Raw genomic sequence first — 24,779 nt, forward strand, 5'->3', positions numbered from 1 at the left:
CGTAGAGGCGCGGCTCAGGTGTCGTAGTCCTGGATGCGCCGACCGTGACTGCGGTCGACGAGTGCGGGCAGCCGCTCCCCCAACTCCCGTACGACGGCGGGTACATCGAGGGTGAGCAGCTCGCGGTCGCGCATCAGGACACGGCCGTCGACGATCGTGGTGCGGACGTCGGCGGAGCGGGCGCTGTGCACGAGGGTGGCGGCGAGATCGTGGACGGGCTGGGTGTGCGGCCCGGAGAGGTCGACGAGGATGATGTCGGCCTTGCGCCCCGCCGCGATGGACCCGATCGAGTCACCCAGCCCGACCGCCTGCGCACTCTGCAGGGTTGCGTGGTGCAGCGCCTGACGGGACGTCAGCCAGCGTGGGTCGCCCTCGGTCGACTTCTGGATCAGGGAGGTGAGCGCCATCGACTCCCATACATCGAGGGAGTTGTTGGACGCGGCACCGTCCGTGGCGAGCCCGACGGGAACACCGATAGCGCGCAGGGCGCGGATCGGAGTGGTGTCGGGCCAGGCGAACTTGAGGTAGCCGCGGGGCGCGGTGGCGACTGCCGTACGGTCGCTCGCGCGCTCCAGGACGGGCAGGTCGCGGTCGATGATGCCGGTGCCGTGGGCGATGAGCAGATCGGTGGCCAACAGCCCGGTGCGGTCGAGGACTTCGACGGGGGTGACGCCGTGGCGGGAGAGGCTGGTGTCGGTCTGGTCGCGGTTCTCGGCCGCGTGGATGTGAACGGGGAGGCCGTGTTCCAGGGCGAGTTCGGCGGTGGCGGTGAGGTCGGCGTCGGTCACCGTGTAGGGGGCGTGCGGGGCGAGGGCGGTGGTGATGCGGCCGTCGGCGGTGCCCCGGTGCCGTAGCGCGAACTCCAGTGATTTCTCCCGACCTTGAGGCCCCTGGGAGGAGAAGTAGGCCTCGCCGAGGTGTGCGCGCAGCCCGCACTCGGCGACGACGGCGGCCACCGTGTCCATGGAGAAGTAGTGGTCGGCGAAGCAGGTGACCCCGGCGCGGATCATCTCGGCGCAGGCGAGCCGCGCGCCCAACTCCACGTCTTTCTCGGTGAGGTTGGACTCGACGGGCCAGACGACGTCGTTGAACCACTCCTCCGTGGGCAGGTCCTCGGCTAGCCCTCGCAGCGCGACCATCGGCGCGTGGGTGTGGCAGTTGATCAGCCCCGGCAGGGCGACCTGTCCGCGTGCGTCGATGCGTTCGACGGCGGCGAGGCCGACCACGTCCGCCGCGCTCGTCACCGACGCGACGAGCCCGTCCCGTACGACGATCGCGGCATCCTGCTCGAAACGGATCCGCTCCTGGTCGTCGTGGACCAGGACAGCGCAGCCGGTGATCAGCAGATCTGCGGGAGAGTGGCTCACTCTCCCAACGTACGACGTGGTCCTCGCCCCGCGTGAGCCGAACCGCGCATCCCGGCGTTGCGCTGTCGCGATCCGCCCCGGACCAGCACGCTTGTCTCATAAGGCTTCTGGACCCAAGGCTTCTGGAAGGAGCCCCGCATGCTCCTCGGCACCTGGAACCTCGAGAACCTCTTCCGCCCCGGCGGCCCGTCCGGCCCCCCGGACAAGGCCACGTACGAGACGAAGCTCGCCTCCCTCGTCGCCGTGATCACCGAGTTGGACCCGGTGCTGCTCGGCGTCCAGGAGGTCGGCGATCCGGCGGCGCTCGACGACCTCGCCGGGATGCTCGCCGGCGAGTGGCACACCGCCCTGTCCGCGCATCCGGACGGCCGGGGCATCCGCGTCGGCTTCCTCAGCCGTACGGAACCGCGGGTCGTCGCCGACACGAACACGTTCCCGGCGCACCTTCGTCCGGTGCAGTCCGACGACTCGGGCACCGAGGAACCGACCGCGGGCCGGGGCTTCCTGGCCGTGGAGGTCGCGACGGACACCGGGCCGTTGACGGTGGCGGTCGCCCATCTGAAGTCGAAGCTGCTGACCTATCCGGGCAACCGTTTCTTCCCGCACGACGAGGGCGAACGGGCCCGCTACGGCGCCTACGCCCTCTACCGAAGGGCCGCCGAGGCGGCGACGCTGCGCGCGCTGGCCGACGACCTGCTGGCCGGTGAGGGCGGCACCCGGGACGTGGCGGTACTCGGCGACATGAACGACGAGGTGCAGGCGGCCACCACCCAGATCCTGCTCGGCCCGCCCGGCTCGGAGATCGGCACGCCCGGCTACGACCGCCCCGACCAGGGCGACGCGACCCGCCTGTGGGACGTGGCCCCGCTGATCCCCGCCGACCAGCGCTACTCCCGGATCAACTCCGGTCGCCGCGAGCTGATCGACCACATCCTGCTCAGCCATCATCTGGTCCATCGGGTGACGGCGGCGGGGACGGGACTGCCGGGTGGGGGAACGTTGCGGCTGCCGTCGGTGGGCCCGGATCCGGCGGAGCGGCGCGAGGCGCCGGGGTCGGACCACGCGCCGGTGTGGGTGCGGGTGGAGTAACTCCCCGTGCGACCGAGCGGAGTTGCTGTCCGCGCAACCGAAGTGGCTAGACGGCGATGGGCAGTTCGATCGGGCGCAGCCCGACCCGTCCCCGTCCCCGCTCGAACTCCTCCAGCAGTGCGGTGAGTTGCTCGATGTGGCGAGGCGTGAGCCGCCCTGTGTCGTCGAGATGGACGGCACAGGCGGTGGTCGTGTCCACGAGCCGTTCGAGGACGGCCGCGATCTCGTCCGTGCCCTCCGTGTGCCGGGCGAGGGCGGGGAGTTCGGCGGCCGAGACGGCGATGGCGCCGCGGGCCTCGGCGAGCGTGCGGTAGGCCTCGCGGCGCAGGGTCCAGCGCTCTTCCCGGTCGCCGGACTCGCTCAGCACATGGACGAGATAGGCGTGCGCGGCGGTGCCCGCCGCCGCGAGCCGGGCGCGCACGCCCCCGCCACGCTCCCCCGGCATCGGCAGATGCCCGACGATCAGCACGATCGCGCAGGCCAGCAGCGTCTCGCCGATCCGGCCGGCGGAGGCCTGCGGCTCCCCGCCGACCATCACGAGGGAAAGCACGAGGACGGTGACGACGGCGGTCTGCGCGGCGAAGTGCCGGGTGGCGACGGGAATCAACGCACCGCTGAGCGCCACCAGCGCGACAAGCCCCTCGGGCCGAGGCAGCACGGCGGCGAACCCGGCAAAAACAAGCGCCCCCAGCACGGTCCCCGCCGCCCGGCTCAGCGCCCGCGAGGCGAGGGGCCCGAGGTCGGGCTTGACGAGGAAGACGGCGGTGGCGGGCAGCCAGTACCAGTGCTCGTGCTGCCCGTACCAACGGGCCTGGTGCAACGCCTGCGCGACGCCGACACTGACCCCGAAGCAGAGGGCGACCCGGAACCCGTACTCCCGTCCCCCGGCCCCAAAGGCCTTACGGATCAAGCCCGTTGCCGTACCCCTGCGCGCATGCAGATCGCTCCCCTCCGCCTGGTCGAAGGCGTCGGCGGCGTGCAGCAGCGCGTCGTCGAGGGCCCGCAGAGCGGGCGCGGAACGGTTGGGCGCGGGCAACGGCCCGGTGTGCGCGTTGTCCCGCACGGCGGCGGCCAGCCGCCGGGGCCCCTCCCCCGCCCGCGCCGACACGGCCTCCCCCGCCCACGCGAGCGCGGTCGCGGCCTCGGCCAGCGGCAGCGCGGCGGCGTACTGCCCGTGCAGCCGCCGCTCGGTCGCGGAACTCGCGTACCGCCGCAGCCGGGGCCCGGCGAGCGCGTCCTGCGCGTGATCGAGCGCGGCGGTCAGCGCGGCGCGCCGGGCCGTCGCCTCCGGCCCACCGGTGGCGTCGAGCAGCGCGGCGATCGCGTCGTACACGGCGGCTACGGCGTCCCGCTCGCCGTCGAACCGGTAGTCACCGGCGATCGCGCCGGGCGTGGGCAGCGCCAGCCGCAGCAGGACCAGCCAGGCAGCCCCGGCGAGGAAGGCGAGGGCCCGCTGCCACCCCGGTTCGGGCAGGGGCATCCCGGCGCCGATGGCTGAGGCGACGAGGAGTTGCGTACCGGCACCGGACGCGACCGGCCCGATGGCGCTGAACCCGCCGGCGACCAGCCCGATCCCGGTGAAGAGCAGCGTCAACACGACAGCCCCGACATGCGCCCCGACATACGTCCCGATCAGCAGCCCGGCCGCTCCCGCGAGCGCGGGCCCACCGAGCCGCTTGACCGAGGCCCGCCGACTGCCGGGCCGGTCGTTGATCCCGGCGAGCATCGCCCCGAGCGCGGCCAGCACACCGAGAGAGGTCCGGTCGACGAGTACAGCGACGAGGAGCAGGGGCCCGGCGGCCAGCGCCCCTCGCGTGACCGCGCTCCAGGGGACCGGCCCGCGCTGGGCACGGAGCGTGTGGGCGAGCCAGGGCGGAAGGGAGAGTGCGGCGACTCGGCGGGACACGGGGCTCCTGTCTTGACGAGGGCGGGGTGTGCCTTCGGGCGACGGTGGCCGGGGCTGAGGCTGGGTGGTGTCCACGGTAGTTCGGGCACGGGCCGGGAACGGGCCGGTCGTATTTCGAGGGTGTGAAGGTTGGCCGTAGGGGCGCGTTCTTTATGAACGCAACGCCGAGAAGAGGGCTTCCGCATCGGAAAGCGCACGAATGAGCGTCTCCGGTTCCGCTTCCGTGCGCAGCCCCGCCACGATGCTGTCGACCCGCCGCAGCCCTGCCCGCTCCAGCAGCCGCTTCTCGTTCGTCACCCACTCCCCCCGCCCGGCCAGCACCCCGTGCCCGGCCTGTACGGCGGCCACGGCGAGCGCGCCGGCGACCTCGGTGAGGCGGCCTTTCGGAGCGTGGTTGGCCCGCGCGTACGCGAGGGTGGCACGGGCGGTGCCGTGCCAGCGGTCGGCGGCGGAGAGCCGCAACTTCGCGGGATAGCCGTCCGGGCGGGGCAGTTCACCACGCAGGACGCGGTTGATCGCCAGTTCGGCGACCACCAGATAGCTGGGAATCCCGGCGAGATGGAACAGCAACGGCTCCACCCGAAACCGCCCCTCCTCCGCCTCCGCCAACTCCCGCTCCACCACGTCCAGATCGCGATAGTGCACGTCGACCCGCCGCCCGTCGACGGTCAACCAGGCACCCCCGTTGAAGACTCCCCCGCCCCAACCGCCGACCTCGGAGACCTCGCCCTCCCAGCCGAGGGCGCGGAGATCGGCGGGGTCGAAGGGGCCGCGGTAGTAGACGGCCAAGTCCCAGTCGCTGTCGGGGTGGTGGGTGCCTTGGGCGCGGGAGCCGCCGAGGGCTACGGCTCGCACGGTGGGGAGGGTGGCGAGGCGGTCGGCGGTGGTGTCGAGGAAGGCGGGGTCGGTGAGGGAGGGCACGGTGGCGACTCCAGATAGGCAGACGTGAGGGCCGTACGTCATCGGCAGGGTATGCAGCCGGCCCGCCCGGCGCGACGCGTTTTCGGCCCCGGCGTCAGCCCGTCGCCGCCACCCCGAAGTCCGCCCCCGAGATACCCCCCAGCGACTCCGCGATCCGCAGCAACGGCTCGCGCAGTGCGGTCAGTTCGGTGCGCATCGCTTCGGCCTGCGGCCAGGCGGTCTCGTGGTCGAGGGGGGCGGTATCCGCGGGGCAGCGGGCCTCGTAGGCGGCGAGGCGGGGATGCCAGGCGGCGGTGAAGGGGCGGATGGTGTCGTTGATGAGGGCGTAGGCGAGGCTCTGGACCGTCGGTGCGCCGGAACCGCGTTCGAGGCCGATGCTGTACGTGTGCAGCGTCCCGCGCGTGAAGTCGATCAGGGACTTCAGGGACGCCAGCGCCTCGCGCAGACTGCCCGTGCCCGGGGCCAATTCCTGCACCCCGATCCGGGTGACCAGCTCGACCTGGATGTCGAAGGCGGCCATCCGCTCCGACTCACTGGGTGCTGCCACGGGTGCCTCCCTCCGGCTGCCGGGAAAGGTCAGCGTAACCGGGTCGCGGCGGACGCACAGGGTGCGCAGGGCGGCATGCCGCAGGGACTCGGTGCGGGCGGGGGCCGGGTCGTGGTGGTTCCAGGCGTGCAGGGTGACCGGGTGGAGCCGCCAGCCGCCGTCGACCACCGGTGCCAGCAGGCTGCGTACCCGCAGTTCAGCGACGCCGTTCCCGGCGCGCCGGGCGGCGACGGCCCTGGGCACACGGTCGGCGGCGGCGAGCACACGTTCCGCGTCCTGCGCGGTCAGCGGCAGCGGGTGCAGTACGGCGGCGCAGCGCAGCACGTCGGCGGCGTCCGCCGTGTCCACGTCCTGTACGAGGGCACCGGTCACGTCCCCCTCCGCGAGGGTGTCGAAAAGCGAACCCCCGCGCGCGTGGAGGCGGTCGTACAGTTCGCGCGGCTGATGTCCGGACCGGATCGCGCGCCCCAGGAGCCCGAGGGCGAGGGGGTGCCCCTCCACCGCCTCGGCCAGCGCCTCGTCACCACCGACGAGCACGCGCGCGTGCGGGGCGTCGAGCGGTCCCAGGTCCACGGGGGTGCCGATCCCGTCGTAGGCGCGGCTGCGCAGGGTGAAGACCGTGTGGCCGAGGGGGTGCGGTGCCGCCATCGCGGCGATGTCCCGGGCGGTGAGCCGGTCGGCGGGGACGGAGTCGACGATCCACAGGAACGGCTTGCGGGTGCCGAAGGGGGTGGCGCCGGAATCGGAGAGCGCGCGCACGGAGTCGTCGTACGCCTGCCCGCTCACCCAGAAGACACCGCCGGGGTAGGCCGCCTCGAAGCGGAGGGCGTACTCCTGGGCGAGGGCGGACTTGCCGATGCCGGCCATGCCGCGGATCTGTACGGCGCGCGGGGCGGCGCTGCCGGTGACGAGGTGCGCGGAGTGGGCGTGCAGGGCGGAGTGCACCTGCCAGAGCTCGGAAAGGCGGCCCAGGAAGTCGAGGCGCGGTTCCGGTGACCCCGACAGCCATCGTCGTACGGCGCGCTCCTGGATCGCCATCGGACCGTCGAGGCGCGCGACATGCTCGCGTACGTCGGCCACCAGGGTGGCGGGGTCGTCGGCCGGGGCGTGCCGGGCGTCGCGGAGTTCGACGGGGTGGATGTGGTCGGAGGTCGGCTCGGGATTGACGACCATGACCCGGCCGCGCGGGTCGCCCTCTCCCAGGCCCGCCAGGTAGGCCGTCGTCAACTCCCACTGGCAGGCCTCGCGTTCGGGGTAGCCGGCGGAGTAGTAGGCGAGCAGCGCCTTGGAGCGGGCCAGTTCGCGCCGGATGGTGTCACTGATGCCGGCGAAGGACGCGACTCCGGTCTCGTCCGTGAACACGTCGAGCCCGCCGTCGCGCAGCATCTGCGCGAGCGGCCGGACCCGCTCCACGTCATCGCGGCTGTAGCTGAGGAAGACGTCCCACACGACGGCTTACCCTACTGTGGGTGCCGGGGAGGGCGATCATGAGACACAGGCAGCGCAGGCGTCGGGGTCCGGGCGGTCCGTCGCAGATCACGGCCAGGCTGACGATCCCGTTCGTGGGCGAGATCTCGGGCACCTGGGAACCGGCCGACTCGGAACGCAGCGCGGCCTGGGAGCTGTACCTGGAACTGGTCACCCGGGTCTCGGTCGAGGAACTCTCCGCCGACGAGGGCTTCCTGCGCGAGGCCCTGACCTCCCTCTACACCTTCTTCGGCACCACCCGCGAGATCCTCCGCCGCTACGGCCCCGAGATCGCCCCGCCGTTGGCCCCCGGCCATGTCAGTTTCGCCGTCCTCGCGGTCACCGTCCTCAACCGCGTCCTGCGCCCCCTGCTCGCGTCCTGGCATCCCCGCCTCGCCGCCTACGAGTCCCAGCGGCCCGAAGGACGCGATCCGGTGGCGTGGGAGCGGGAGTGGGAACCCGCGGACGCGCTGCGGGGTGCGATCACGGAGGTTCGAGGCGTACTGAGGTCACTGGCACGGACCTTGCAGGAGGTGGCCGGGGTCAGCGACCTCATCGACCTGCCCGCGCCGCGCACTCCCGAGGACACGGCGGCAGGGGCGAATCGGGGCACCCCCCCCCGACGGTTCAAACAGGTCCTGACGCACCCCATGCTCCCAACGCTCCTGACGCTTCCGGGGTCTGAGGTCGCTCTCGCCGCGTGAGACCGCCGGGCCGATTGTCAGTGGCACGCGCTTCACTGGAGTGGTCACTGAGAGTCACCACGGGGGAGCGGTCGATGGCACCGTACGAGACGAACAGCAACGGCGACGGGGATGGGCAGGAGCAGGAGCAGGAGTCGAAGGGCGGCAGCGACGACGCACAGGCCGCTCGGACGCATCTCTCCGTGGCCGGGTTGCGCGCTCGGGGATGGACGGCCGGGATGGTGCGTCAACTGCTCGGTGAACCGGATCAGTTCCGGGTCAATCCGCATTTCCGGGCGGCCCCGAGGACCCGTCTGTACCGCGTCGAGCGGGTCGAGGCGGCCGAGCGGAGTGAGGAGTTCCGGGCGGTGTCGGCGGCTGCCGCGCGGCGGTCCGTCGCGGCACGGGTCGCTGCTCGGCGCACGCGGCGGGAGGTACTGGCGCGGATCGCGGCCGAGCCGATCGACGTGCCGCGCCTGGCTCCCCGCAAGCTGGCGGGACTGGCGGTCGAGCACCGCAATGGGCAGGGAGAGGAGCGGGGACGGGGGTTCGGGCAATACGAGCGATACGAGCGATGGGGGCCGTCGCCGGATCCCGCCACGGTCGAGGGCACCGATCCCGCCGTGCTCGACCGGTGGAAGGTCGACTATCTGCGCCACCGGCTGCTTCGCTACGACGAGCTTCTGCACGGGCTCGGGAGTTCCGGCCGAGCCGCGGCCGAGGAGTTGCTCCGGCGGCGGCTCTACGCGGCCATCACCGAGGCGTACCCGCTCCTTGCACAGGAGTGCGAACGCCAGTTGTCTGAACGGGAGTGCGGTCCACCTCCGGAATGACATGCGCGGGCGATGTTCCCGGCATCCTCGGTTCGCCGATGTCTCCGCGGAAATTGAGGTGCGAGCGCCGTCGTCCATGTGATCGGCTGCCTCCGCGCGGCGCCGACCACCGACCGCCGATGACCGATCAACCGATCCCTGGGAGCCCCCGTGCTCGAACGTGTCACCGCCCGCACCCTCTTCCCACCCCCCACGTACTCCCACGCCACCGTCGTCGAATCCGGCACGAAGCTCGCCTTCCTCGCCGGGGCCGTCCCGCTCGACGTCGACGGCAAGGTGGTCGGTGCGGGGGACGCGGTGCGGCAGGCCGAGCAGGTGCTGGTGAATCTGGGTGAGCAACTGCGGGCGGTCGGCAGCGACTTGGGGCATGTCGTGGCGACGGACGTGTACGTCGTGAGCAACGAGCCCTCGGTATTGTCCGCCGTGTGGGAGGTGGTCGAGGCGTCCGGGCTCAGCGCGGGGCCGCATTCGTCGACGCTCGTCGGCGTGGCCTGCCTCGGATACACCGGACAGCTCGTGGAGATCACGGCGACAGCCGTCGTACCAGCCGTACCAGCCGTGCCGTTCGCATCGTCCGTATCCGTATCGGAAGAGGTGGCGCAGCCGTGAATCCCGGCCCCGAGACCGTCGTCACGCTCCGTCGGGCGACCGCCCCCGACGCGCGCCCCGCCGCCGATGTGTGGCTGCGGTCGTTCGCCGCCGCGCTGCCGACCGTCGTCAGCCCTCGTTCCGCCGACGACGTGCGCGACTACTTCCGGGACGTCGTCGTGCCGCTGCGCGAGATCTGGGTGGCCGACGCGGGGGACGGCGGCGGGATCGTCGGGCTGATGGTGATCAACGGCGATCTGCTGTCCCAGCTGTATCTCGACCCGGACTGGCGCGGGCGCGGCCTCGGCGACCGGTTCGTCGAACTAGCGAAGGAACGCAGTCCGCAGGGCCTGCACCTGTGGACCTTCCAGGTCAACAAGCCCGCCCACCGTTTCTACGAGCGTCACGGCTTCGTCGCCGTCGAGTACACGGACGGCAGCACCAACGAGGAGCGGGAGCCGGACGTGCGGTACGAGTGGGAGCCCAAGCCGTAACGCCCAAGTCGCAAGTCAGGGGCGTGCGTTGCGGGCCAGCTCCAGGGCGTACGACGGCCACCACTGGCCCGCCGCCGGGCCGCCCCGGCAGGTGCCGTCGGACTCGCCGGGGCGTTTGATCCACAGGTAGGCGTCGAGGAGGGGGTTGTCCGTGCGGGTCGTCGGCGGGGTGCCCAGGGCGCGGCCGGGCGGATTGCACCAGACGGCCGTGCCGACGTAGGGGCCGTTGCCGTTGCGGCTGGTGTCGATGACGTAGTGCAGGCCGGCGAGGTCCTTGGAGAGCTGGTCGCCGTACGTCGAACTCGCCTTGTTCGTCTGGAAGTTGGCGACGTTCAGGGCGACGCCGTCGGCGCGGGCGACCCCGGACGCCTTGAGCGCGTCGACCAGTCGCCAGGCCTCGGGGATCCAGCCGGCGTTGCCGGCGTCGAGGTAGACGTGGGTGTGCGGTTGGCGTTTGAGGCGGTCCACGGCGTAGGCGAGGAGGGCGTAGCGGTCGTTCGCCACGACCCGGGTGCAGCCGGCGACCACCTGGGCCACCGCGTCCGGTTCGACGATCACGTAGGCGCCCCGGTCGCCCAGCGCGGTCGCGAACTCGTCGATCCAGGTGCGGTAGGCGGCCGCGGTGGGGGCGCCGCCGAGCGAGTACTGGCCGCAGTCGCGGTTCGGGATGTAGTACGCCACGAGTACGGCGACCTGTCCGGCGCGAGCGGCGGCGGTGGTGCGGGCGCGGACGGCGGGGCCGGGGTCGGGGCCGTTGAGCCACTCCGCGACGGGCCTGCCGGCGATGCGGTCCATCAGCGCGGCGTCGGCTGTTCGGCCGGCGGCGCGCCAGGTGGCCGCCTGCTGTGCGGCTCGGGAGTCGGGGTCTGTCCAGAAGGGTTCCGGTACGTCGCGAGTTGCGCCGGCGCAGCAGAGGCCTGCGAGGAGGGTGGCGAGGAGGGCTCGCCGTACCGGCGTGGGCAAGGTCGGCTCCGTTTCCGCCGCGCGCGGGCGGCGACTTGTCCTCCCCGGAGTCTGCGGTCCATCCCCTCCACGCCTCGAAGCATCACCGGACAGGTGACGACAAGATCACCCCTACGGAGGTGGAGCACGCATCTGGAAGTGCCGCGATGTGTTGTCCAGCGGCTGCAGGCGCGTCGTGGCTTGTCGCGCAGTTCCCCGCGCCCCTATCGGGGCGCTTGGCCCCAGCCTCGCCTCTTCGGCACCGGGCTCGCATAACTCCCCGCCCTGCTCGTCGTCAGGCCCAGCCCCACCAACGACTCCGCGAGCTTCACCGCCGCCCCCACCCCGTCCACGACCGGCAGTCCCAGCTTCTCCCCCACCGCGCGCTGCAGTCCCGTCATTCCGGCGCAGCCCAGCACCAGCACCTCGGCGCCGGCTGCCCGTGCCCGTTCCGCCGCCGTGAGGAACGCCGCCTCCGTGCGGTCCTCGTCTCCGCCGAGGTCGAGGACGCTGAGCCCCGTCCCCACCACCGCCGCGCAGTTCCGGCCCACCCCGGCCAGCTCCAGGCTGTCCTCGATCTGGCCGCAGGACCGTTCCAGCGTGGTGACGACGCCGTAGCGCCGGCCCAGCAGGCAGGCCAGGTGGGCGGCCGCCTCGGTGATGTCCACGACGGGTACGTCCACCAACTCCCGGACGCCTTCGCGCCCGTGCTCCCCGAAGCCGGCCATGACGACGGCGTCGTAGGGCGGGCCGTCGTAGGTGCGGAGGAGGTCCATGACGGCGGCGGCCGAGAGGTAGCTGTCGAGCCAGCCCTCCGCCGACTCCGGTCCCCACGCGGGGGTCAGTCCGGTCACGGTGGTGCCCGGGCCTGCGGCGGCCCGGGCACCTCGTACGATCTCTTCGGTCATCTCCTGCGTGGTGTTGCAGTTGGTGACGACGATGCGCACTCCGCTCAGACCTCCACCGGCTCGAGGGCGGGTTCGGCGGCGGCTCGCTCGGAGCGGCAGATCAGCAGGTACAGGCCGGCGCCCAGCGCGGTGCCGATGAACCAGGAGTACGGGGCGACGTCGCTGAACGTCTTCACCAGTGCGAGTACGGCCGCCACGCCCGCCGAGGGCAGGAACGCCCACAGGGCCTTGGGGTTGACGCCCTTGCTGTAGTAGTAGCGGGAGCCGGGGGTCGCGTCGAAGAGTTCCTGTACGTCGACTCGGCCGCGCTTCACCCAGTAGTAGTCGACCATGATCACGCCGAACAGTGGGCCGAGGAAGGCGCCGAGGCCGCCGAGGAAGTAGTTGACGACCGTGGGGTTGGAGAAGAGGTTCCACGGGGTCACGACCAGCGCGGCGACCGTGCTGATCATGCCGCCGATCTTGAAGGTGATCTTCTGCGGCCAGACGTTGGCCAGGTCGTACGCCGGGGAGACGAAGTTGGCGACGATGTTGACGCCCATGGTGGCGACGGCGAACGTGAACGCGCCGAGCACCATCACCCAGGTGTTGCCGACCTTGGCGACCAACTCGGCCGGGTCGGTGATGGCTTGGCCCCAGACCTCCAGCGAGCCGGCCGTCACGATCACCGAAACGACCACGAACGCCGTGGAGTTGATGGGCAGGCCCCAGAAGTTGCCGCGGCGGACCGTCTTGTAGTCGGGCGCGAAGCGGGAGAAGTCGCAGAAGTTGAGCATCAGCGTGCCGTACGTGGCGAGGATCAGGCCGATCGCGCCGAACCACTGCCGCCACTGCTCGCCGAACGAGACCGGGTGCGGGGTCGAGGTCAGCGAGATGCTCCAACCCGCCTTGGAAAGTACCCAGATGGCCAGCGCGATCATCACCAGCCAGATCGCGGGACCGCAGAAGTCCTGGAACTTCCGTACGGATTCCATGCCCTGACTGATGATCACCGCCTGGATCAGCCACAGCGACACGAAGGAGACCCAGCCGAGGGCGTCAAGTCCCAGGAAGGAGTGGTGAGTCCAGGACTCCAGGCTCGGCCAGGCCGCCAGCAGCATCACGTTGACGGCGACGGAGGCAAGGTAGGTCTGGATGCCGTACCACATGATGGCGATCACGGCCCGGATGAGGGCCGGGATGTTGGCGCCCCAGACGCCGAAGCTGATGCGGCTGACGACCGGGAACGGGACGCCGTGCGCCTGCCCGATCCTCCCCATCCAGTTCATGCCGACGTAGATGAGCACGAAGCCGACGAGCAGGGAGGTGAAGACCTGCCAGACGTTCATGCCGAGGACCAACAGGCCTGCGGCGAACGTGTAGTTGCCGAGGTTGTGGACGTCCGACATCCACATGGCGAAGAGGTCGAAGACCTTCCAGTTGCGCTTGTCGGCGGGTGCGAGGTCTTCGTTGGTGAGCCGGGGGTCGGGGACGAACGCTGGCGTGCCGGTGGCTTCGGCATGATCTGCGAGGGACACGGGGCCTCCAGGGCAAGGGACGGAGGAGCGGGAGCGGGAACGGGAGGAGGGGCTGGGAAGAGGAGCTGGGAGGAGCGAGGAGGACTACTTGCCGCCGTTTGGTATACCAAACTGCCGTCATAGTCCTCCCGTCAACCGTTCCGACCGATGTCGCAGTTGTTAACGCTCCGTAAAACACCCCCGGAGTCGGCGAAGATGGCCCCATGAGCTCCATGACAGCGAAGATCGAACCCCTCGGAGCGGTGCGCGAGCGCGTCCTGGCGACCCTGCGGCAGGACATCATCGCTGGTCGGCTGCGTCCCGGCGACCGGCTGGTGGAGCGCGAGCTGGCCGAGCGTTTCGGGGTCTCGCGCGTGCCGGTCCGGGAGGCGATCCGGGCCCTGGTCGCGGAGGGCTTCGTCCTGTTCGAGTCGGCGCGCCGCACGGTCGTACGACGGCTGACCCCGACCGACGTCAAGGAACTGTTCGAACTGCGCGAGGCGCTGGAGGTGTACGCCTCCGGGCTCGCGGCGGCCCGCGCGACCCCTCAAGCCCTGGCCGAACTAAGGGAGTTGCTCGACGCCGCGGCAGAGGCCACCAGGTCCGACGACGCCGAGGCGATCACCGACGTCAACACCCGTTTCCACGACCGCATCCTGGCCCTGGCCGGCAACAGCCTGCTGATCTCCGTCATGGAACCGGTCGACGGCCGGCTGCGCTGGCTCACCCGGCAGAACGAGGAGTGGCCCCAACTCCTGACCGAGCACGAGGAGTTGTACGAGGCGATCGCCTCCGGCGACCCGGACCGCGCCCGCGCCCACGCCCTCAGCCACGTCCAGGCCAACTACCGTTCCACTGTGCGGCATCTGTTCGGCGACGACGCGCAGCCCTAGACAGAGGGAGAGAACATGGTCAGCAGACGTGGCCTGTTGGGCGGGGCCGCGCTCATCGGTGCCGGTGCGATGGCGGGGGTGGCCGTGGCGGACATGGCACTGGACACTCCCTTCACGCCGGTCGGCACGCCGCATCTGGCCCAGGCCGAGCAACTGGTGCACTATCAGCGGCTGTTGGCGGCCGGGTATCTGACGAGCGGGCTGGTGGGGCACTGGCCGCTGGACGGCTCGGGCACGGACCGTTCGGGCCGCGAGCACCCCGTCACACTCGGCACCGGCGCGACCTGGACGGCACTGCGCGCAGGCGGCGAACTGAGCCTCGACGGAACGTCCGGGGCGTACGCCACCACCGACTCCGTCCTGGACACGACACTCCCCTTCACCGTCTCGGCGTGGGTACGCCTGGCGAGCGACGCCGACCCGGCGACCATGTACACGGCGGTGAGCCAGGACGGGACCACCACCAGCCGCTTCCTCCTCCAGTACGACGACACCGCCGCCACCTGGGCCTTCAAGGTCCGCAGCGAGGACCAGGCCACGGAGGTGTCCGCCGTCGCCACGACACCGGCCGCCCTCGGCGTCTGGACCCACCTGACCGGCGTCTGGGACGGCACGCAGATCCAGCTGTACGTCAACGGCCGACTGGAGGGCGGCGCGGCGACGACCCTCTCCTGGACGGCACCCGCAGGTCTCTCCCTCGGCCGGGCCCGCTTCGACAGCGCGCCCGCCGACAGCTTCAAGGGCGCGATCGACGACGTACGGGCCTACGCCCGCGCCCTCACCGCCGACGAGATCGCCCTGGTCAGCGGCCATACGGCCCGCCAGAACAACGTCTATCTGACGGGCTCGCCCGCCACCCTCACCTGGGGCACGCCCGGCGACCCGGCGAGCTGGGTGGCCCGCGCCCGCTGCGCGTCCTTCGTCACCGGCGTCCTGAAGCACACCTACGACTGGGCATCGGACGACTACTTCCTCCGCTACTTCCAGGAGAGGGGCCCGGAGGCCGCCGACTACTGCTCGGCATTCCTGACCGGCACCGGCGGCCCGCGCTTCGCACGCATCCGCAAGGTCACCGACCTCCGGCCCGGCGACATCATCGCCGTCGACTACAGGGGCAGCGACCCCGACAACACCGGCCACATCGTCATGGTCCGCGAACTCAAGGGCGTCTTCAGCGGCACCGCGGACTTCACCGGCGAGACGCAGTACGCCGTCGAGATCATCGACTGCACCTCCAACCCGCACGGCGTGTACGCCCTGACCAACTACCCCAAATACCCGGACACCCGCATGGTCGGCAACATCACCGGCGAGAACCTCCAGGGCGTCGGCATCGGCCACATGATGTTCTACGCCTCCGACACCACCGGCGAGTTCTCCCGCTACCGGTGGAGCGTCAACTCCGCGAAGACCGGCGGGACTTACGACGTGACGGCACGACCGATCGCGGCAGCGCGCATCGGCTGACCAACTGGACTAACGACGGGCGTACTTGTCCGTCGCCACCACCAGCGCCTCCGCGACACCCGGCGCACTCGCGTTGTGCCCGGCCTCGTCCACGATCACCAACTCGCTCCCGGGCCAGGCGTGTTGGAGGCGCCAGACGATGCCGAGGAGATTGCCGAGGTCGAGGCTGCCCTGGACGAGGGTGCCGGGGATGTCCTTGAGGAGAGGGGCGTCCCGGAGCACGACGCCCTCGTCGTTGCCCGCTCCCAGGAAGTGGTCGTTGCCGAAGTAGTGCGTGACGGTGCGGGCGAAGCCCATGCGGAACTCCGGGTCCTCGTACCGCTTTTCGGAGCGCGGCGGGGCCGGGACGATCGCCGTCTCCCAGTCGGTCCACGCACGTGCCGCCCGCTCCCGCACCGCCCGGTCGGGCGACTCGATGAGCCGGTTGTAGGCGGCGGCGAGGTTCCCGTCCCGTTCATCCACGGGCAGCTCACCGACGAACCGCTCGAACGCCTCCGGGAAGAGCCTCCCAAGTCCCCTGGTCAACAAGGCCACTTCAGCATCGGACCCGGTGGCGACACAGGTCAGCACCAGCTCCGACACCACCCCCGGACACGTCTGCGCGTACCGCAGCCCTAGCACCGACCCCCACGACGCGCCCCACACCAGCCACCGCTCGATCCCCAAGTGCCGCCGCAGCAGCTCCAGATCGGCGATGAGGTGAGCCGTCGTGTTCACGCTCATGTCGGTGTCGTAGGCGCTCGCGCGCGGCGTGGAACGCCCGCACCCGCGCTGGTCGAGCAGCACGATCCGGTAGGCGACGGGATCGAAGTAGCGCCGGGGATACGGCGAACAGCCCGAGCCCGGGCCGCCGTGCAGCACGACCGCGGGCTTGCCGTGCGGATTCCCGCAGGTCTCCCAGTAGATGTGGTTCCCGTCACCGACATCGAGCATGCCGCGGTCGTACGGTTCGATCTCCGGATACAGGCCCATCCGACGACCCTAACCTCGCTACGACGTGGTCGGCAGCCCCGCCGCCCCGGCCGCCGTGCGCAGCACGTCCCGCAGCATCGTGGGGGTGAGCTTCCCAGTGAAGGTGTTGCGCTGGCTGACGTGGAAGCAGCCGAAGAGGTCGAGGCCGTCGAGCGGCACGTGTGCCCCGTGCCCGAACACGGGCCGTGGGCGGGGCACTTGCCACCCCGCCGCCGCGAACGCCGGCAGCGCCGCCTGCCAGCCGAAGGCGCCGAGTACGACCACGGCCCTCAACGTCGGCCGCAGCAGGGTCAGTTCCTCGACGAGCCAGGACCGGCACGTGTCGCGTTCCTCCGGGGTGGGCTTGTTGGCGGGCGGTGCGCAGCGCACCGGCGAGGTGATGCGCACGCCGTACAGCTCCAGGCCGTCGTCCACGCTCACGGCGGTCGGCTGCGAGGCGAGCCCGATGTCGTACAGGGCCTCGTACAGCACGTCCCCGGAGCGATCGCCCGTGAACATGCGGCCGGTGCGGTTGGCGCCGTGCGCGGCGGGGGCGAGGCCTATGATCAGCAGGGGCGCGTCGGCGGGACCGAAGCCGGGTACCGGGCGGCCCCAGTACGTCCAGTCGGCGAAGGCGGCGCGTTTGGTACGGGCGACCTCCTCGCGCCAGGCGACCAGTCGGGGGCAGGCCCGGCAGCCGGTGATCCGGTGATCGAGGTCGGACAGGTTCATGCCGCCACCGTATTCATGCCTTCACCGTAGGGCCGCTTCATGCCCTCACCGTAGGCCCGCCGAGGCACGGACCGGAGGCCGCCGGACCAGGGCCGCGAACGGCCTCCGTGCTCACGTCGCCGACCAAAACCCGCCGGAACCCTCCGCCCAGGGGTACTAAAGTCGAGCCATGGCTTCCGAGGGTGCGGACGAAACCGACGGCGACAACGGAACCGGCGCGACCACGACGAGCCGGAACACCGACACACACCGGAGCGGCACGGCCGAGCCGCAGGGCGACACCGTGGCCGCCGCCAGGGCCGCCGGTCCCTCGAACGGTGAGAGCGTCCGCGTCGACAGCTGGATCTGGTCCGTCCGTCTGGTCAAGACCCGCTCCATGGGCGCCGCCGCCTGCAAGGGCGGCCACGTCCGTGTCAACGGCGAGCGCGTGAAGCCCGCCCACTCCGTGCACGTCGGCGACGAGGTCCGCCTGCGCCACGAGGGCCGGGAGCGCGTCGTCATCGTGAAGCAGGTCATCCGCAAACGCGTCGGCCCTCCGGTGGCCGTCCAGTGCTACGTGGACAACTCCCCGCCGCCCCCGCCCCGCGAGGCCGTCGCCCCGGCCGGCATCCGCGACCGCGGCACCGGCCGCCCCACCAAACGCGACCGCCGCGAGATGGAACGCCTACGCGGCCTGCCCGACCCCGGCACCGACCCCGACGAGCACCGCGACACCCATCGCGGCGCACACCGAGACACACGCCGAGGCACGCAACGGTGACATCCGGCCCCGGGCCCTCGGCCCACCGGACGCCACCGTCACCCTGCCTCTGCGCCTGCGCCTGCCCCTGCCCCTGCGCCGACCAGGGCTCGCCGCTACTGCTGTACGGCGCAGGTCAGGTCACGCCCGTCGTCGTAGCAGTCGCAGCAACTCCGCGTTCTGCCCCCGCCGTGCCCAGGCGATCAGGGCGAGCGGGATGATCAGGATCAGCGGTGTCGCCGCGTTCTGACCGTGGAACACGGTCATCTGCACGATGAACGCACCCACCATCAGCGCGCTGAGCGCCGTCGCCGCCACGGACTGCAGCACCGGGATCAACAGTCCGACGGCCCCGGCGAGTTCGAGCGCGCCGATGGTGTACATGGCCCCGCTGCCCCAGCCGATCCTGTCGAAGGACTCCACGGCCGACGGGTGCGCGATCAGCTTGGGCAGCGCGCTCGCGATGCCGTAGAACAGGGCGAGCAGCACCTGAAGGACGCGCAGCGCGATTCGGGCGCGGCGCCCGCGGGCGGTCGCGGACTCGGCGACGACGGCGGTGCGGGCCTTCGCGGAGCCGACGGAAGCAGCGGAGGTGACGGGGGTGACGGTCTCGGACATGGAGGTCTCCTGCGGGAAGCGGTCCGTGTTGCTGTCACAGAGGTAGACCGGCCCCCGCTCGGGAACTCATCGCCGCCGTACGGCATTTCCCGTTCGTCCGTAAGCCCATCAGTCCATCGGCACCGCCCGCACCCACACCCGGTCCGGTGTCAGATAGCTGTCCACCTTCAGTCCCGTCTCCGCCAACGCCTCCTCGAACTGGTCCTTCGTCAACGGCCGGGCCAGGAACGTCTGGGTCCAGACCGCGTCCGGGAACACATACTCCGCGTGCACCGAGTTGACCCCGTCCCCGACCGGCTCCGCCGACACAATCCGCACGGTGAAGCCACTGGGGTCGACCCGCTCGCGCGGCACCTTCGAGTGGTAGTCCTCGCCCTCGCGCTGGATCAGCACGGAGCCGCCCGCCGCGACATGCCGTACACAGGTCCGCAGCAGTCCGCGCCGCTCCTCCTCGTCCCCGGTGTGCACCAGGAACGACGCGAGCATCACCACGTCGAAGGTCTCGCCCAGATCGAGGTTCTCGATCGGACTGCATATCGTGCGCGCTCCTCGGACCCGCTCCAGCATCTCGGCGGACTCGTCGACCGCCGTGACCGTGAATCCGCGCTCCAGGAGGGGGTGGGTCATCCGCCCCACCCCGCTGCCCAGCTCCAGGATGCGCGCGCCCGCCGGCACGGCCGCCGCGATGATGTCCGGCTCCGCTCCCACGGGGAGCCGCGAGTACAGCTCCACCGCGCAGCCGTCCGGGGTGATCGCCCCGGGTCCTGTCCCCTCGTGCCCCTCACGCATTTCGATTCGCATGCCCGTCCAACGGGCCGCGTCCGCACGTCCGTTCCCGACTCGCACTGGTTCACCCGTACGAGTCAATTCCCTCTGGAGAGGCAACCGTTGGAGCCGTCGGGACCGTTGGAGCGGAACCTGCCGGAGCCGGACGGCCGGCCCGGGCTCAGAGCGGGAACCACCCGTGCCCGATGTACCAGTGCCCGCCGGTCCGCAGATGATCCCCGACCGCCCGCTCCACGGACGTGCGCCGGGGCAGGTTCTCCACCGGCAGATCCGGGTGGCCGAAGACGAACTGGACCGGCTCGGTGTCGGCCGGCTCCGTGTCCTCGCGGATCACCCGGAACCGCTCCTGGAAGCGGACGATGTTGGAGTCGGCGGACAGGTATTTCTTCAACTGCGGGTCCAGCAGCCAGGAGTGGCAGACCGCGACGGCATGGCGTTCCTCGGGGAAGTGCCGGGTGAAGAACGCGCGGGCCGACTCCAGCGAACGGTCGCACGCGGTCGGCGAGAGCGGCCCCTGGAAGTCGGGGATGTGCAGGTTCAGGCAGGGTGCCCCGGGCTCCGCGTCCAGTCCGGCCGCCACGAGCGCCTGCGCGGTGCGCCCGCCGAGCCGCGCCCGCTCGTATTGAAGCCGCCCCAGCTGGTACAGCTCGCCGCGGAAGTGCGGGACGAGCCACTGCGGAATCGGCACCCCTCCCCCGCCGTACCGTTTGTGGTGCACCGCGATGTTGCGTCCCAGGTCGGCGAGGGTGCGCCGGGAGACGTCCGCGGGGATGCCGCGTGCGCGGTGGTACGCGCGCGTGGAGGGCAGGGCGGCGACGAACACGTACACGGAGAAGTAGGCGCCGATCTCCGGCGGGGCCTCGGGCAGCCGCGCCAGGAGCAGCTCGGTGAGCCGTGTCCAGTGGCCGTGCTCTCCGATGTCCTTCACCAGCTCCTCGACGCACTCCTCCAGGAGCCGCGTCGCGTCCGTGTCCCGCGCCAACACCCCGCGCAGCCGGACCAGTTCGTTGATGTCCTCGTGGGGTACGGCGAGGTCGAGCAGGACCTCGGGCAGTTCGTCGGCGTCCGGCAGCACAGCGCGCTTCCCCTCCCTGTGGAGAACGTCCGAACCGAAGAGTACGTTGCAAGGAGGAGTAGTGATCCTGATGCGTACGGGCAGTGAGCCGACGACAGCGCGCAGTCCACTGCGGGCGCGGTTCTGGCTGAGCGTGTGGGGCCTGGTCTGGACGATCTTCGGCACGGCGGCGTTCGCGCTCGCCGGTCGCCCCGGGTGGGCGGCGGCCTGCGGGGTGCTGTGGCTGGTCGTCACGATCGACATGGCCATGATCCTCAGACACATGCGCCAGGGCCCGCACTACCAGCCCGGCCCCGACATCCCGCCGTACCGCCCGCCGGAACACCGCCACCCCTGACCCACAGGGGCATGATCCGCAAAGGCGTGCCCAGGTGACTGCTACTGGAGTGCGCCTACCCGTCGAAGCCGGCCGCCTTCAGGTACTGCGGTGTGGGATCGAGCGCGGCGGCCAGCCGGAAATGGCGCTTGGCCTGGTCGGCGCGGCCCTGCCGCTCGTAGGTGCGGGCGAGCGCGAAGTGCGCGAAGGCGTTGTCCGGCTCGCGCTCCAGGACGATGGTGAACTCCAGCTCGGCAGGCCGTAGTTGCGCGGCGGCGAAGAAGGCACGCGCGCGCAGCAGGCGGGCGGCGGTGTTCTCCGGGTGCGCGCCGATGACGTTGTCGAGCAGCTTCACCGCGCCCCGCGGGTCCCGCGCGGCGAGCAGCTGCTCGGCGGCGCGGAAGTCGATGACATGCGTCTCCGGAGTACGTCCGGTCGTTCCGCTGTTCTCGGGCACGGCAAAGTCCTTCCCTCACTCGCACGTTTCAACGCACGCGGCAAGGACCGCTATTCCTGGGGTGGCTGCTGGGGCGCGTGCGCCCTGCGCACGAGTTCGGCCCATACGTCCCGTACGCGCCGCTCCAGCGCCTCCAGGGGTACGTCGTTGTCGATCACGATGTCCGCGATGGCCAGCCGCTTCTCACGCGTCGCCTGGGCGGCCATCCGCGCGCGTGCGTCCTCCTCGGTCATGCCCCGCAGCCGGACCAGCCGGTCGAGCTGGGTCTCGGGGCTCGCGTCGACGACGATCACCAGGTCGTACAGCGCGGCCAGGGCGTTCTCGGCGAGGAGGGGTACGTCGTGGATCACTACGGAGTCGTCGGCCGCGGCGGTCTCGAGCTCGCGGGAGCGTCTGCCGACCAGGGGGTGGACGATCGAGTTCAGTACGGCCAGCCTGTCGGGATCGGCGAAGACGATGGAGCCCAGTTTCGGCCGGTCCAGGCTGCCGTCCTCGGCGAGCACGCCCTCACCGAAGGCCTCGACGACCGCCGTGAGCCCGGGAGTTCCGGGCGCCACGACCTCGCGCGCGATGCGGTCGGCGTCGATCAGCACGGCACCGTACGTGACGAGCAGCCGCGACACTTCACTCTTACCGGCACCGATGCCGCCGGTCAGGCCCACCTTCAGCATGAGCCGAAGCTTAGGGCCTGCCACCGACACGGCACCCGGCGACCGTCAGCCGTCCCCCTCGCGCTCCGCCAGGAAGCGCTCGAACTCCTGCCCGATCTCGTCCGCCGACGGGATGTCGACCGGCTCGGCGAGCATGTTGCCGCGGCTCTCGGCGCCCGCGGCGGCGTCGAACTGGTGCTCCAGGCCCTGGACGAGCGCCACGAGGTCCTCGTCGCCCTCCTGGATCTGGCGGTCGATCTCGGTCTGGGTGCGGTGGGCCTCGGTGCGCAGGGAGTGCGCGATGCCGGGCAGGACCAGTCCGGTGCCCGCCGTGATGGCCTCCAGGACGGTCAGGGCCGCGTCCGGGTACGGGGAGCGGGCGATGTAGTGCGGGACGTGCGCGGCGACGCCCAGGACGTCGTGGCCGGACTCCATGAGGCGGTACTCGACGAGCGCCTCGGCGCTGCCGGGGACCTGCGCCTCGTCGAAGGGGCTGCGGTGGCCCGGGACGAGGTCGTTGCGGTTGCCGTGCGGGGTGATGCCCACGGGGCGGGTGTGCGGGACGCCCATGGGGATGCCGTGGAAGTTCACGGACAGCCGGACGCCGAGCCGCTCCACGATCTGCTGGACGGCCGCGGCGAAGCGCTCCCACTCCACGTCCGGCTCGGGGCCGGAGAGGAGCAGGAAGGGGGCTCCGGTGGCGTCCTGGACCAGCCGTACGTCGAGGGTGGGCTCCTCGTAGTCGGTCCACCGGTCCCGCTTGAAGGTCAGCAGCGGGCGGCGGGCGCGGTAGTCGACGAGCCGGTCGTGGTCGAAACTTGCCACGAGCTGGTGGGGCAACGTGTCGAGCAGTCGTTCGACGATCTGGTCGCCCGTCTCACCCGCGTCGATGTATCCGTCGAAGTGGTAGAGCATCACAAGACCGGCCGACTCCTGGGCGAGCGCCATGTCGACCACGGCGAGGCCCTTCGGCTCCCATGCGTACAAACCCTGCGGATCAAGCACTGTGACCGCTCCTCCTCGTGTTCGTACTGCACAACGCCCTCCAGGGCATGGGCATTCCCGCCCATGCCCCTGATCAGGCACCTCTTACGGGCTTTTCATGCGCCGCTCCCCTGCGTCACCAGGGGAGCGTCCGCGTCACGAGGACAGCACGCGCGCGTGGAGTGCGGTCACGGCCTTGCGGGCGGAGGAGAACGCGCCGTGCTGCCAGGCGTCGGCGTAGCTGAGCCAGTCGCCGGCGAAGTAGACGCGTCCTGCGGGTTCGTTGAGCGGCTTGTAGCGGACGTCGTCGGGACCGCCCGGGGTGTCGTGCCACGAGGCCTCCAGGTGGGGCGTCTGACGCCAGTGGTGGGAGAAGGACGATGCCAGTTCGGTGCGGTACTTCTCGCCGTAGATCTTCACGCCCGCGGCCACCGCCCTCTCTTCCCGCCCCTTGGGCGTGAGCTTCGCGTAGGAGTCCGCGTTGTCGTCGTAGTTGTAATACCCGATGAGGACGCCCCGCTCACCGTGGAAGCCGTACGAAGGGTGCCAGATGTGGGTGACGTCCTGGTCGGTCTCGGTGATACCGCCGTAGATCCGGTGATCCAGTTCCCACCAACGGGACTTGTACTCCAGGCCGATCTTCGCGGCGGACGACGGGGTGATCGCCTCCAGCGCGGTCTGTACGCCGGTGCCGAGGTTGTGCGGGATCTTGGCGAGGATGTTCGGCGGGAGGGCGCCGACGCAGTAGTCGGCCTCGATCACCTTCGTACGGCCGCCCTGGGTGTAGGTGACCGAAACACCACTCCCCTTGTCGGTGATTTTCGAGACGACCGCCCCGGTACGGATGTGTTGGGCGCCGATCGCCCTGGTGAGGGCCTTCGGTATCTGGTCCATGCCGCCGACCGGCTGGAACATCAACATGGCCTGGTCGAAGCCGAATTCGAAGGAGAAGTAGCGGCCCACACCGCTGGCCAACACCTCGGAGGCGCTGGGTACGTCCCCGAGCAGCACACCAGGGGTGCCCGCGCCGGCCGGAACGGTCGTGTACCCGCGCCGTTCGCCGCCCTCGTAGGCGAGCGTGTCGCCGAGTTCCCCCCAGTCCTTGAGGAACTCGACGAGGCGCTCCTGGTCGGTGGCGGTCAACTCCTTGTCCAGGGCGCCCTTGTCGGTGGCCTTGGCGAGCAACTCCGAGACATAGCCGTAGACATCGGCCTTGGCCGTCCGGTAGCGCTCGGGCTTGGTCATGCCGGCGGACTCGTTGTAGATGTACGCGTCCGCGTTGACGTTGGTGAACACCTGGATGGGGACGCCGAGTTCACGACAGTAGTCCAGGGTGATCATCCACTGCGGGATCCGCGCGGGACCGCAGTTCATGTAGTGGCCCTCGGCAAAACGGGCGGTCTGCCGGTTGCCGTACAGGTCGGTCGTCGTGTCACCGCCGCGCACGGTGAAGTTGCGGCCACCGGTACGGTCCCTGGCCTCCAGGATCGTACAGTCGTAGCCGGCCTTGCCGAGTTCGTACGCCGTGGTCAGTCCGGCGATACCCCCACCGACGATGACGACCTTGGCCGCACCGCGTCCGGTGAGGGTGAAGTCGCTCGCGTTCAGGGCCCGGAAGGGCTGCTCGCGCTGGGCGGCCTGCGCGGTGGGGGCGAGCCCGAGGGCCCCCATCGTGGCGAACATGGTGCCCGCGCCACCGGTGAGACCCACGTTCCGCAGAAAAGCACGACGGCTCTGGTTCCTTGCCATGGTCCGGCTCCCCTTTCCCGATCATGAATGACCGAGGCAGGTTCCCAACAACCGGTTACGACACGGCAGTTACTGATGTATCCCACAAGTTTCTGCAAGCCCGAGGAAACGCGCCCCTTCG

25 protein-coding genes are annotated in these 24,779 nt (G+C 71.0%); 9 read left to right on the forward strand and 16 right to left on the reverse strand.

Annotated features, from left to right (window positions below; all coding sequences use genetic code 11):
- Positions 1-14: 14 nt before the first annotated feature.
- Positions 15-1,367 (reverse strand): amidohydrolase, encoded by a 1,353-nt coding sequence (locus OO70_RS23735; protein ID WP_043675055.1) that lies wholly within the window; start codon positions 1,365-1,367, stop codon positions 15-17.
- Positions 1,368-1,505: 138 nt separating this feature from the next.
- On the opposite strand from OO70_RS23735, the gene OO70_RS23740 reads away from it, so the two are divergent.
- Positions 1,506-2,456 (forward strand): endonuclease/exonuclease/phosphatase family protein, encoded by a 951-nt coding sequence (locus tag OO70_RS23740; RefSeq protein WP_043675058.1) that lies wholly within the window; start codon positions 1,506-1,508, stop codon positions 2,454-2,456.
- Between the two features lie 46 nt (positions 2,457-2,502).
- On the opposite strand, the gene OO70_RS23745 is transcribed toward OO70_RS23740, so the two are convergent.
- The 3 genes from OO70_RS23745 to OO70_RS23755 form a co-directional block, all read right to left on the reverse strand.
- Positions 2,503-4,362 carry an FUSC family protein gene (locus OO70_RS23745; protein WP_043675061.1) on the reverse strand — a complete coding sequence of 620 codons (1,860 nt, stop codon included), beginning with the start codon at positions 4,360-4,362 and terminating at the stop codon, positions 2,503-2,505.
- Positions 4,363-4,512: 150 nt separating this feature from the next.
- Complete coding sequence (locus OO70_RS23750) at positions 4,513-5,283, reverse strand: nucleotidyltransferase domain-containing protein (protein WP_043675064.1); 771 nt, start codon at positions 5,281-5,283, stop codon at positions 4,513-4,515.
- A gap of 94 nt (positions 5,284-5,377) precedes the next feature.
- Entirely contained in the window at positions 5,378-7,279 is a 1,902-nt protein-coding gene (locus tag OO70_RS23755) for a toll/interleukin-1 receptor domain-containing protein (RefSeq protein WP_043675067.1), read from the reverse strand.
- A gap of 38 nt (positions 7,280-7,317) precedes the next feature.
- Here OO70_RS23755 and OO70_RS23760 point away from each other — a divergent pair, with 38 nt between their 5' ends.
- The 4 genes from OO70_RS23760 (at position 7,318) to OO70_RS23775 (ending at position 9,895) form a co-directional block, all read left to right on the forward strand.
- Entirely contained in the window at positions 7,318-8,001 is a 684-nt protein-coding gene (locus OO70_RS23760) for a hypothetical protein (RefSeq protein WP_043675070.1), read from the forward strand.
- Positions 8,002-8,075: 74 nt separating this feature from the next.
- Complete coding sequence (locus OO70_RS23765; protein ID WP_234336916.1) at positions 8,076-8,813, forward strand: hypothetical protein; 738 nt, start codon at positions 8,076-8,078, stop codon at positions 8,811-8,813.
- 150 nt (positions 8,814-8,963) lie between these two features.
- Positions 8,964-9,422 carry a RidA family protein gene (locus OO70_RS23770; protein WP_051741540.1) on the forward strand — a complete coding sequence of 153 codons (459 nt, stop codon included), beginning with the start codon at positions 8,964-8,966 and terminating at the stop codon, positions 9,420-9,422.
- Positions 9,419-9,895: a GNAT family N-acetyltransferase gene (locus OO70_RS23775; RefSeq protein WP_043675073.1), complete on the forward strand. Its 477-nt coding sequence runs from the start codon at positions 9,419-9,421 to the stop codon at positions 9,893-9,895. The genes OO70_RS23770 and OO70_RS23775 overlap by 4 nt, the downstream gene beginning before the upstream one ends.
- 15 nt (positions 9,896-9,910) lie before the next feature.
- Here OO70_RS23775 and OO70_RS23780 read toward each other — a convergent pair whose 3' ends face one another.
- The 3 genes from OO70_RS23780 to OO70_RS23790 all read right to left on the reverse strand — a co-directional run bounded on the left by OO70_RS23780 (position 9,911) and on the right by OO70_RS23790 (position 13,262).
- Positions 9,911-10,858: a glycoside hydrolase family 6 protein gene (locus OO70_RS23780; protein ID WP_043675076.1), complete on the reverse strand. Its 948-nt coding sequence runs from the start codon at positions 10,856-10,858 to the stop codon at positions 9,911-9,913.
- Between the two features lie 203 nt (positions 10,859-11,061).
- Entirely contained in the window at positions 11,062-11,784 is a 723-nt protein-coding gene (locus OO70_RS23785) for an aspartate/glutamate racemase family protein (RefSeq protein ID WP_043675079.1), read from the reverse strand.
- A 5-nt stretch (positions 11,785-11,789) separates the two neighbouring features.
- The gene (locus OO70_RS23790; protein WP_043675081.1) at positions 11,790-13,262 is read right to left on the reverse strand and encodes an NCS1 family nucleobase:cation symporter-1; all 1,473 of its coding nucleotides are present in this window, start codon (positions 13,260-13,262) and stop codon (positions 11,790-11,792) included.
- A gap of 203 nt (positions 13,263-13,465) precedes the next feature.
- Here OO70_RS23790 and OO70_RS23795 point away from each other — a divergent pair, with 203 nt between their 5' ends.
- The gene (locus OO70_RS23795; protein ID WP_043675085.1) at positions 13,466-14,134 is read left to right on the forward strand and encodes a GntR family transcriptional regulator; all 669 of its coding nucleotides are present in this window, start codon (positions 13,466-13,468) and stop codon (positions 14,132-14,134) included.
- Positions 14,135-14,149: 15 nt separating this feature from the next.
- On the forward strand, positions 14,150-15,601 hold the full coding sequence (locus OO70_RS23800) for a LamG domain-containing protein (RefSeq protein WP_043675088.1): 1,452 nt from the start codon (positions 14,150-14,152) through the stop codon (positions 15,599-15,601).
- 9 nt (positions 15,602-15,610) lie between these two features.
- Here the strand turns inward: OO70_RS23800 and pip are convergent, their stop codons facing one another.
- Together pip and OO70_RS23810 are read right to left on the reverse strand one after the other, a co-directional pair.
- The gene (pip, locus tag OO70_RS23805; protein WP_043675091.1) at positions 15,611-16,573 is read right to left on the reverse strand and encodes a prolyl aminopeptidase; all 963 of its coding nucleotides are present in this window, start codon (positions 16,571-16,573) and stop codon (positions 15,611-15,613) included.
- Between the two features lie 18 nt (positions 16,574-16,591).
- On the reverse strand, positions 16,592-17,284 hold the full coding sequence (locus OO70_RS23810; protein WP_043675093.1) for a uracil-DNA glycosylase: 693 nt from the start codon (positions 17,282-17,284) through the stop codon (positions 16,592-16,594).
- Between the two features lie 169 nt (positions 17,285-17,453).
- On the opposite strand from OO70_RS23810, the gene OO70_RS23815 reads away from it, so the two are divergent.
- A complete protein-coding gene (locus tag OO70_RS23815; RefSeq protein ID WP_043675096.1) occupies positions 17,454-18,044 on the forward strand; it encodes an RNA-binding S4 domain-containing protein in 591 nt (196 codons plus the stop codon).
- A gap of 120 nt (positions 18,045-18,164) precedes the next feature.
- Here OO70_RS23815 and OO70_RS23820 read toward each other — a convergent pair whose 3' ends face one another.
- From OO70_RS23820 to OO70_RS23830, 3 genes are all read right to left on the reverse strand, one after another.
- Entirely contained in the window at positions 18,165-18,641 is a 477-nt protein-coding gene (locus OO70_RS23820) for a DoxX family protein (RefSeq protein ID WP_043675098.1), read from the reverse strand.
- A 108-nt stretch (positions 18,642-18,749) separates the two neighbouring features.
- The gene (locus OO70_RS23825) at positions 18,750-19,442 is read right to left on the reverse strand and encodes a class I SAM-dependent methyltransferase (RefSeq protein WP_199827391.1); all 693 of its coding nucleotides are present in this window, start codon (positions 19,440-19,442) and stop codon (positions 18,750-18,752) included.
- A 145-nt stretch (positions 19,443-19,587) separates the two neighbouring features.
- Positions 19,588-20,502: an acyltransferase domain-containing protein gene (locus OO70_RS23830; RefSeq protein ID WP_043675104.1), complete on the reverse strand. Its 915-nt coding sequence runs from the start codon at positions 20,500-20,502 to the stop codon at positions 19,588-19,590.
- Positions 20,503-20,572: 70 nt separating this feature from the next.
- Here OO70_RS23830 and OO70_RS23835 point away from each other — a divergent pair, with 70 nt between their 5' ends.
- The gene (locus tag OO70_RS23835; RefSeq protein WP_043675573.1) at positions 20,573-20,839 is read left to right on the forward strand and encodes a DUF6343 family protein; all 267 of its coding nucleotides are present in this window, start codon (positions 20,573-20,575) and stop codon (positions 20,837-20,839) included.
- Positions 20,840-20,894: 55 nt separating this feature from the next.
- Here the strand turns inward: OO70_RS23835 and OO70_RS23840 are convergent, their stop codons facing one another.
- From OO70_RS23840 to OO70_RS23855, 4 genes are all read right to left on the reverse strand, one after another.
- Positions 20,895-21,275, reverse strand: coding sequence for a tetratricopeptide repeat protein (locus OO70_RS23840; RefSeq protein ID WP_043675106.1), 381 nt, complete (start codon positions 21,273-21,275; stop codon positions 20,895-20,897).
- Positions 21,276-21,325: 50 nt separating this feature from the next.
- On the reverse strand, positions 21,326-21,946 hold the full coding sequence (coaE, locus tag OO70_RS23845; protein ID WP_043675109.1) for a dephospho-CoA kinase: 621 nt from the start codon (positions 21,944-21,946) through the stop codon (positions 21,326-21,328).
- 45 nt (positions 21,947-21,991) lie between these two features.
- Positions 21,992-22,930, reverse strand: a complete 939-nt coding sequence (locus tag OO70_RS23850; protein ID WP_043675112.1) for a PAC2 family protein — start codon at positions 22,928-22,930, stop codon at positions 21,992-21,994.
- Positions 22,931-23,065: 135 nt separating this feature from the next.
- A complete protein-coding gene (locus OO70_RS23855; RefSeq protein ID WP_043675117.1) occupies positions 23,066-24,658 on the reverse strand; it encodes a flavin monoamine oxidase family protein in 1,593 nt (530 codons plus the stop codon).
- Positions 24,659-24,779: the final 121 nt, after the last annotated feature.

Source organism: Streptomyces xylophagus, from assembly GCF_000716435.1.
Taxonomy (GTDB): Bacteria; Actinomycetota; Actinomycetes; order Streptomycetales; family Streptomycetaceae; genus Streptomyces; species Streptomyces xylophagus.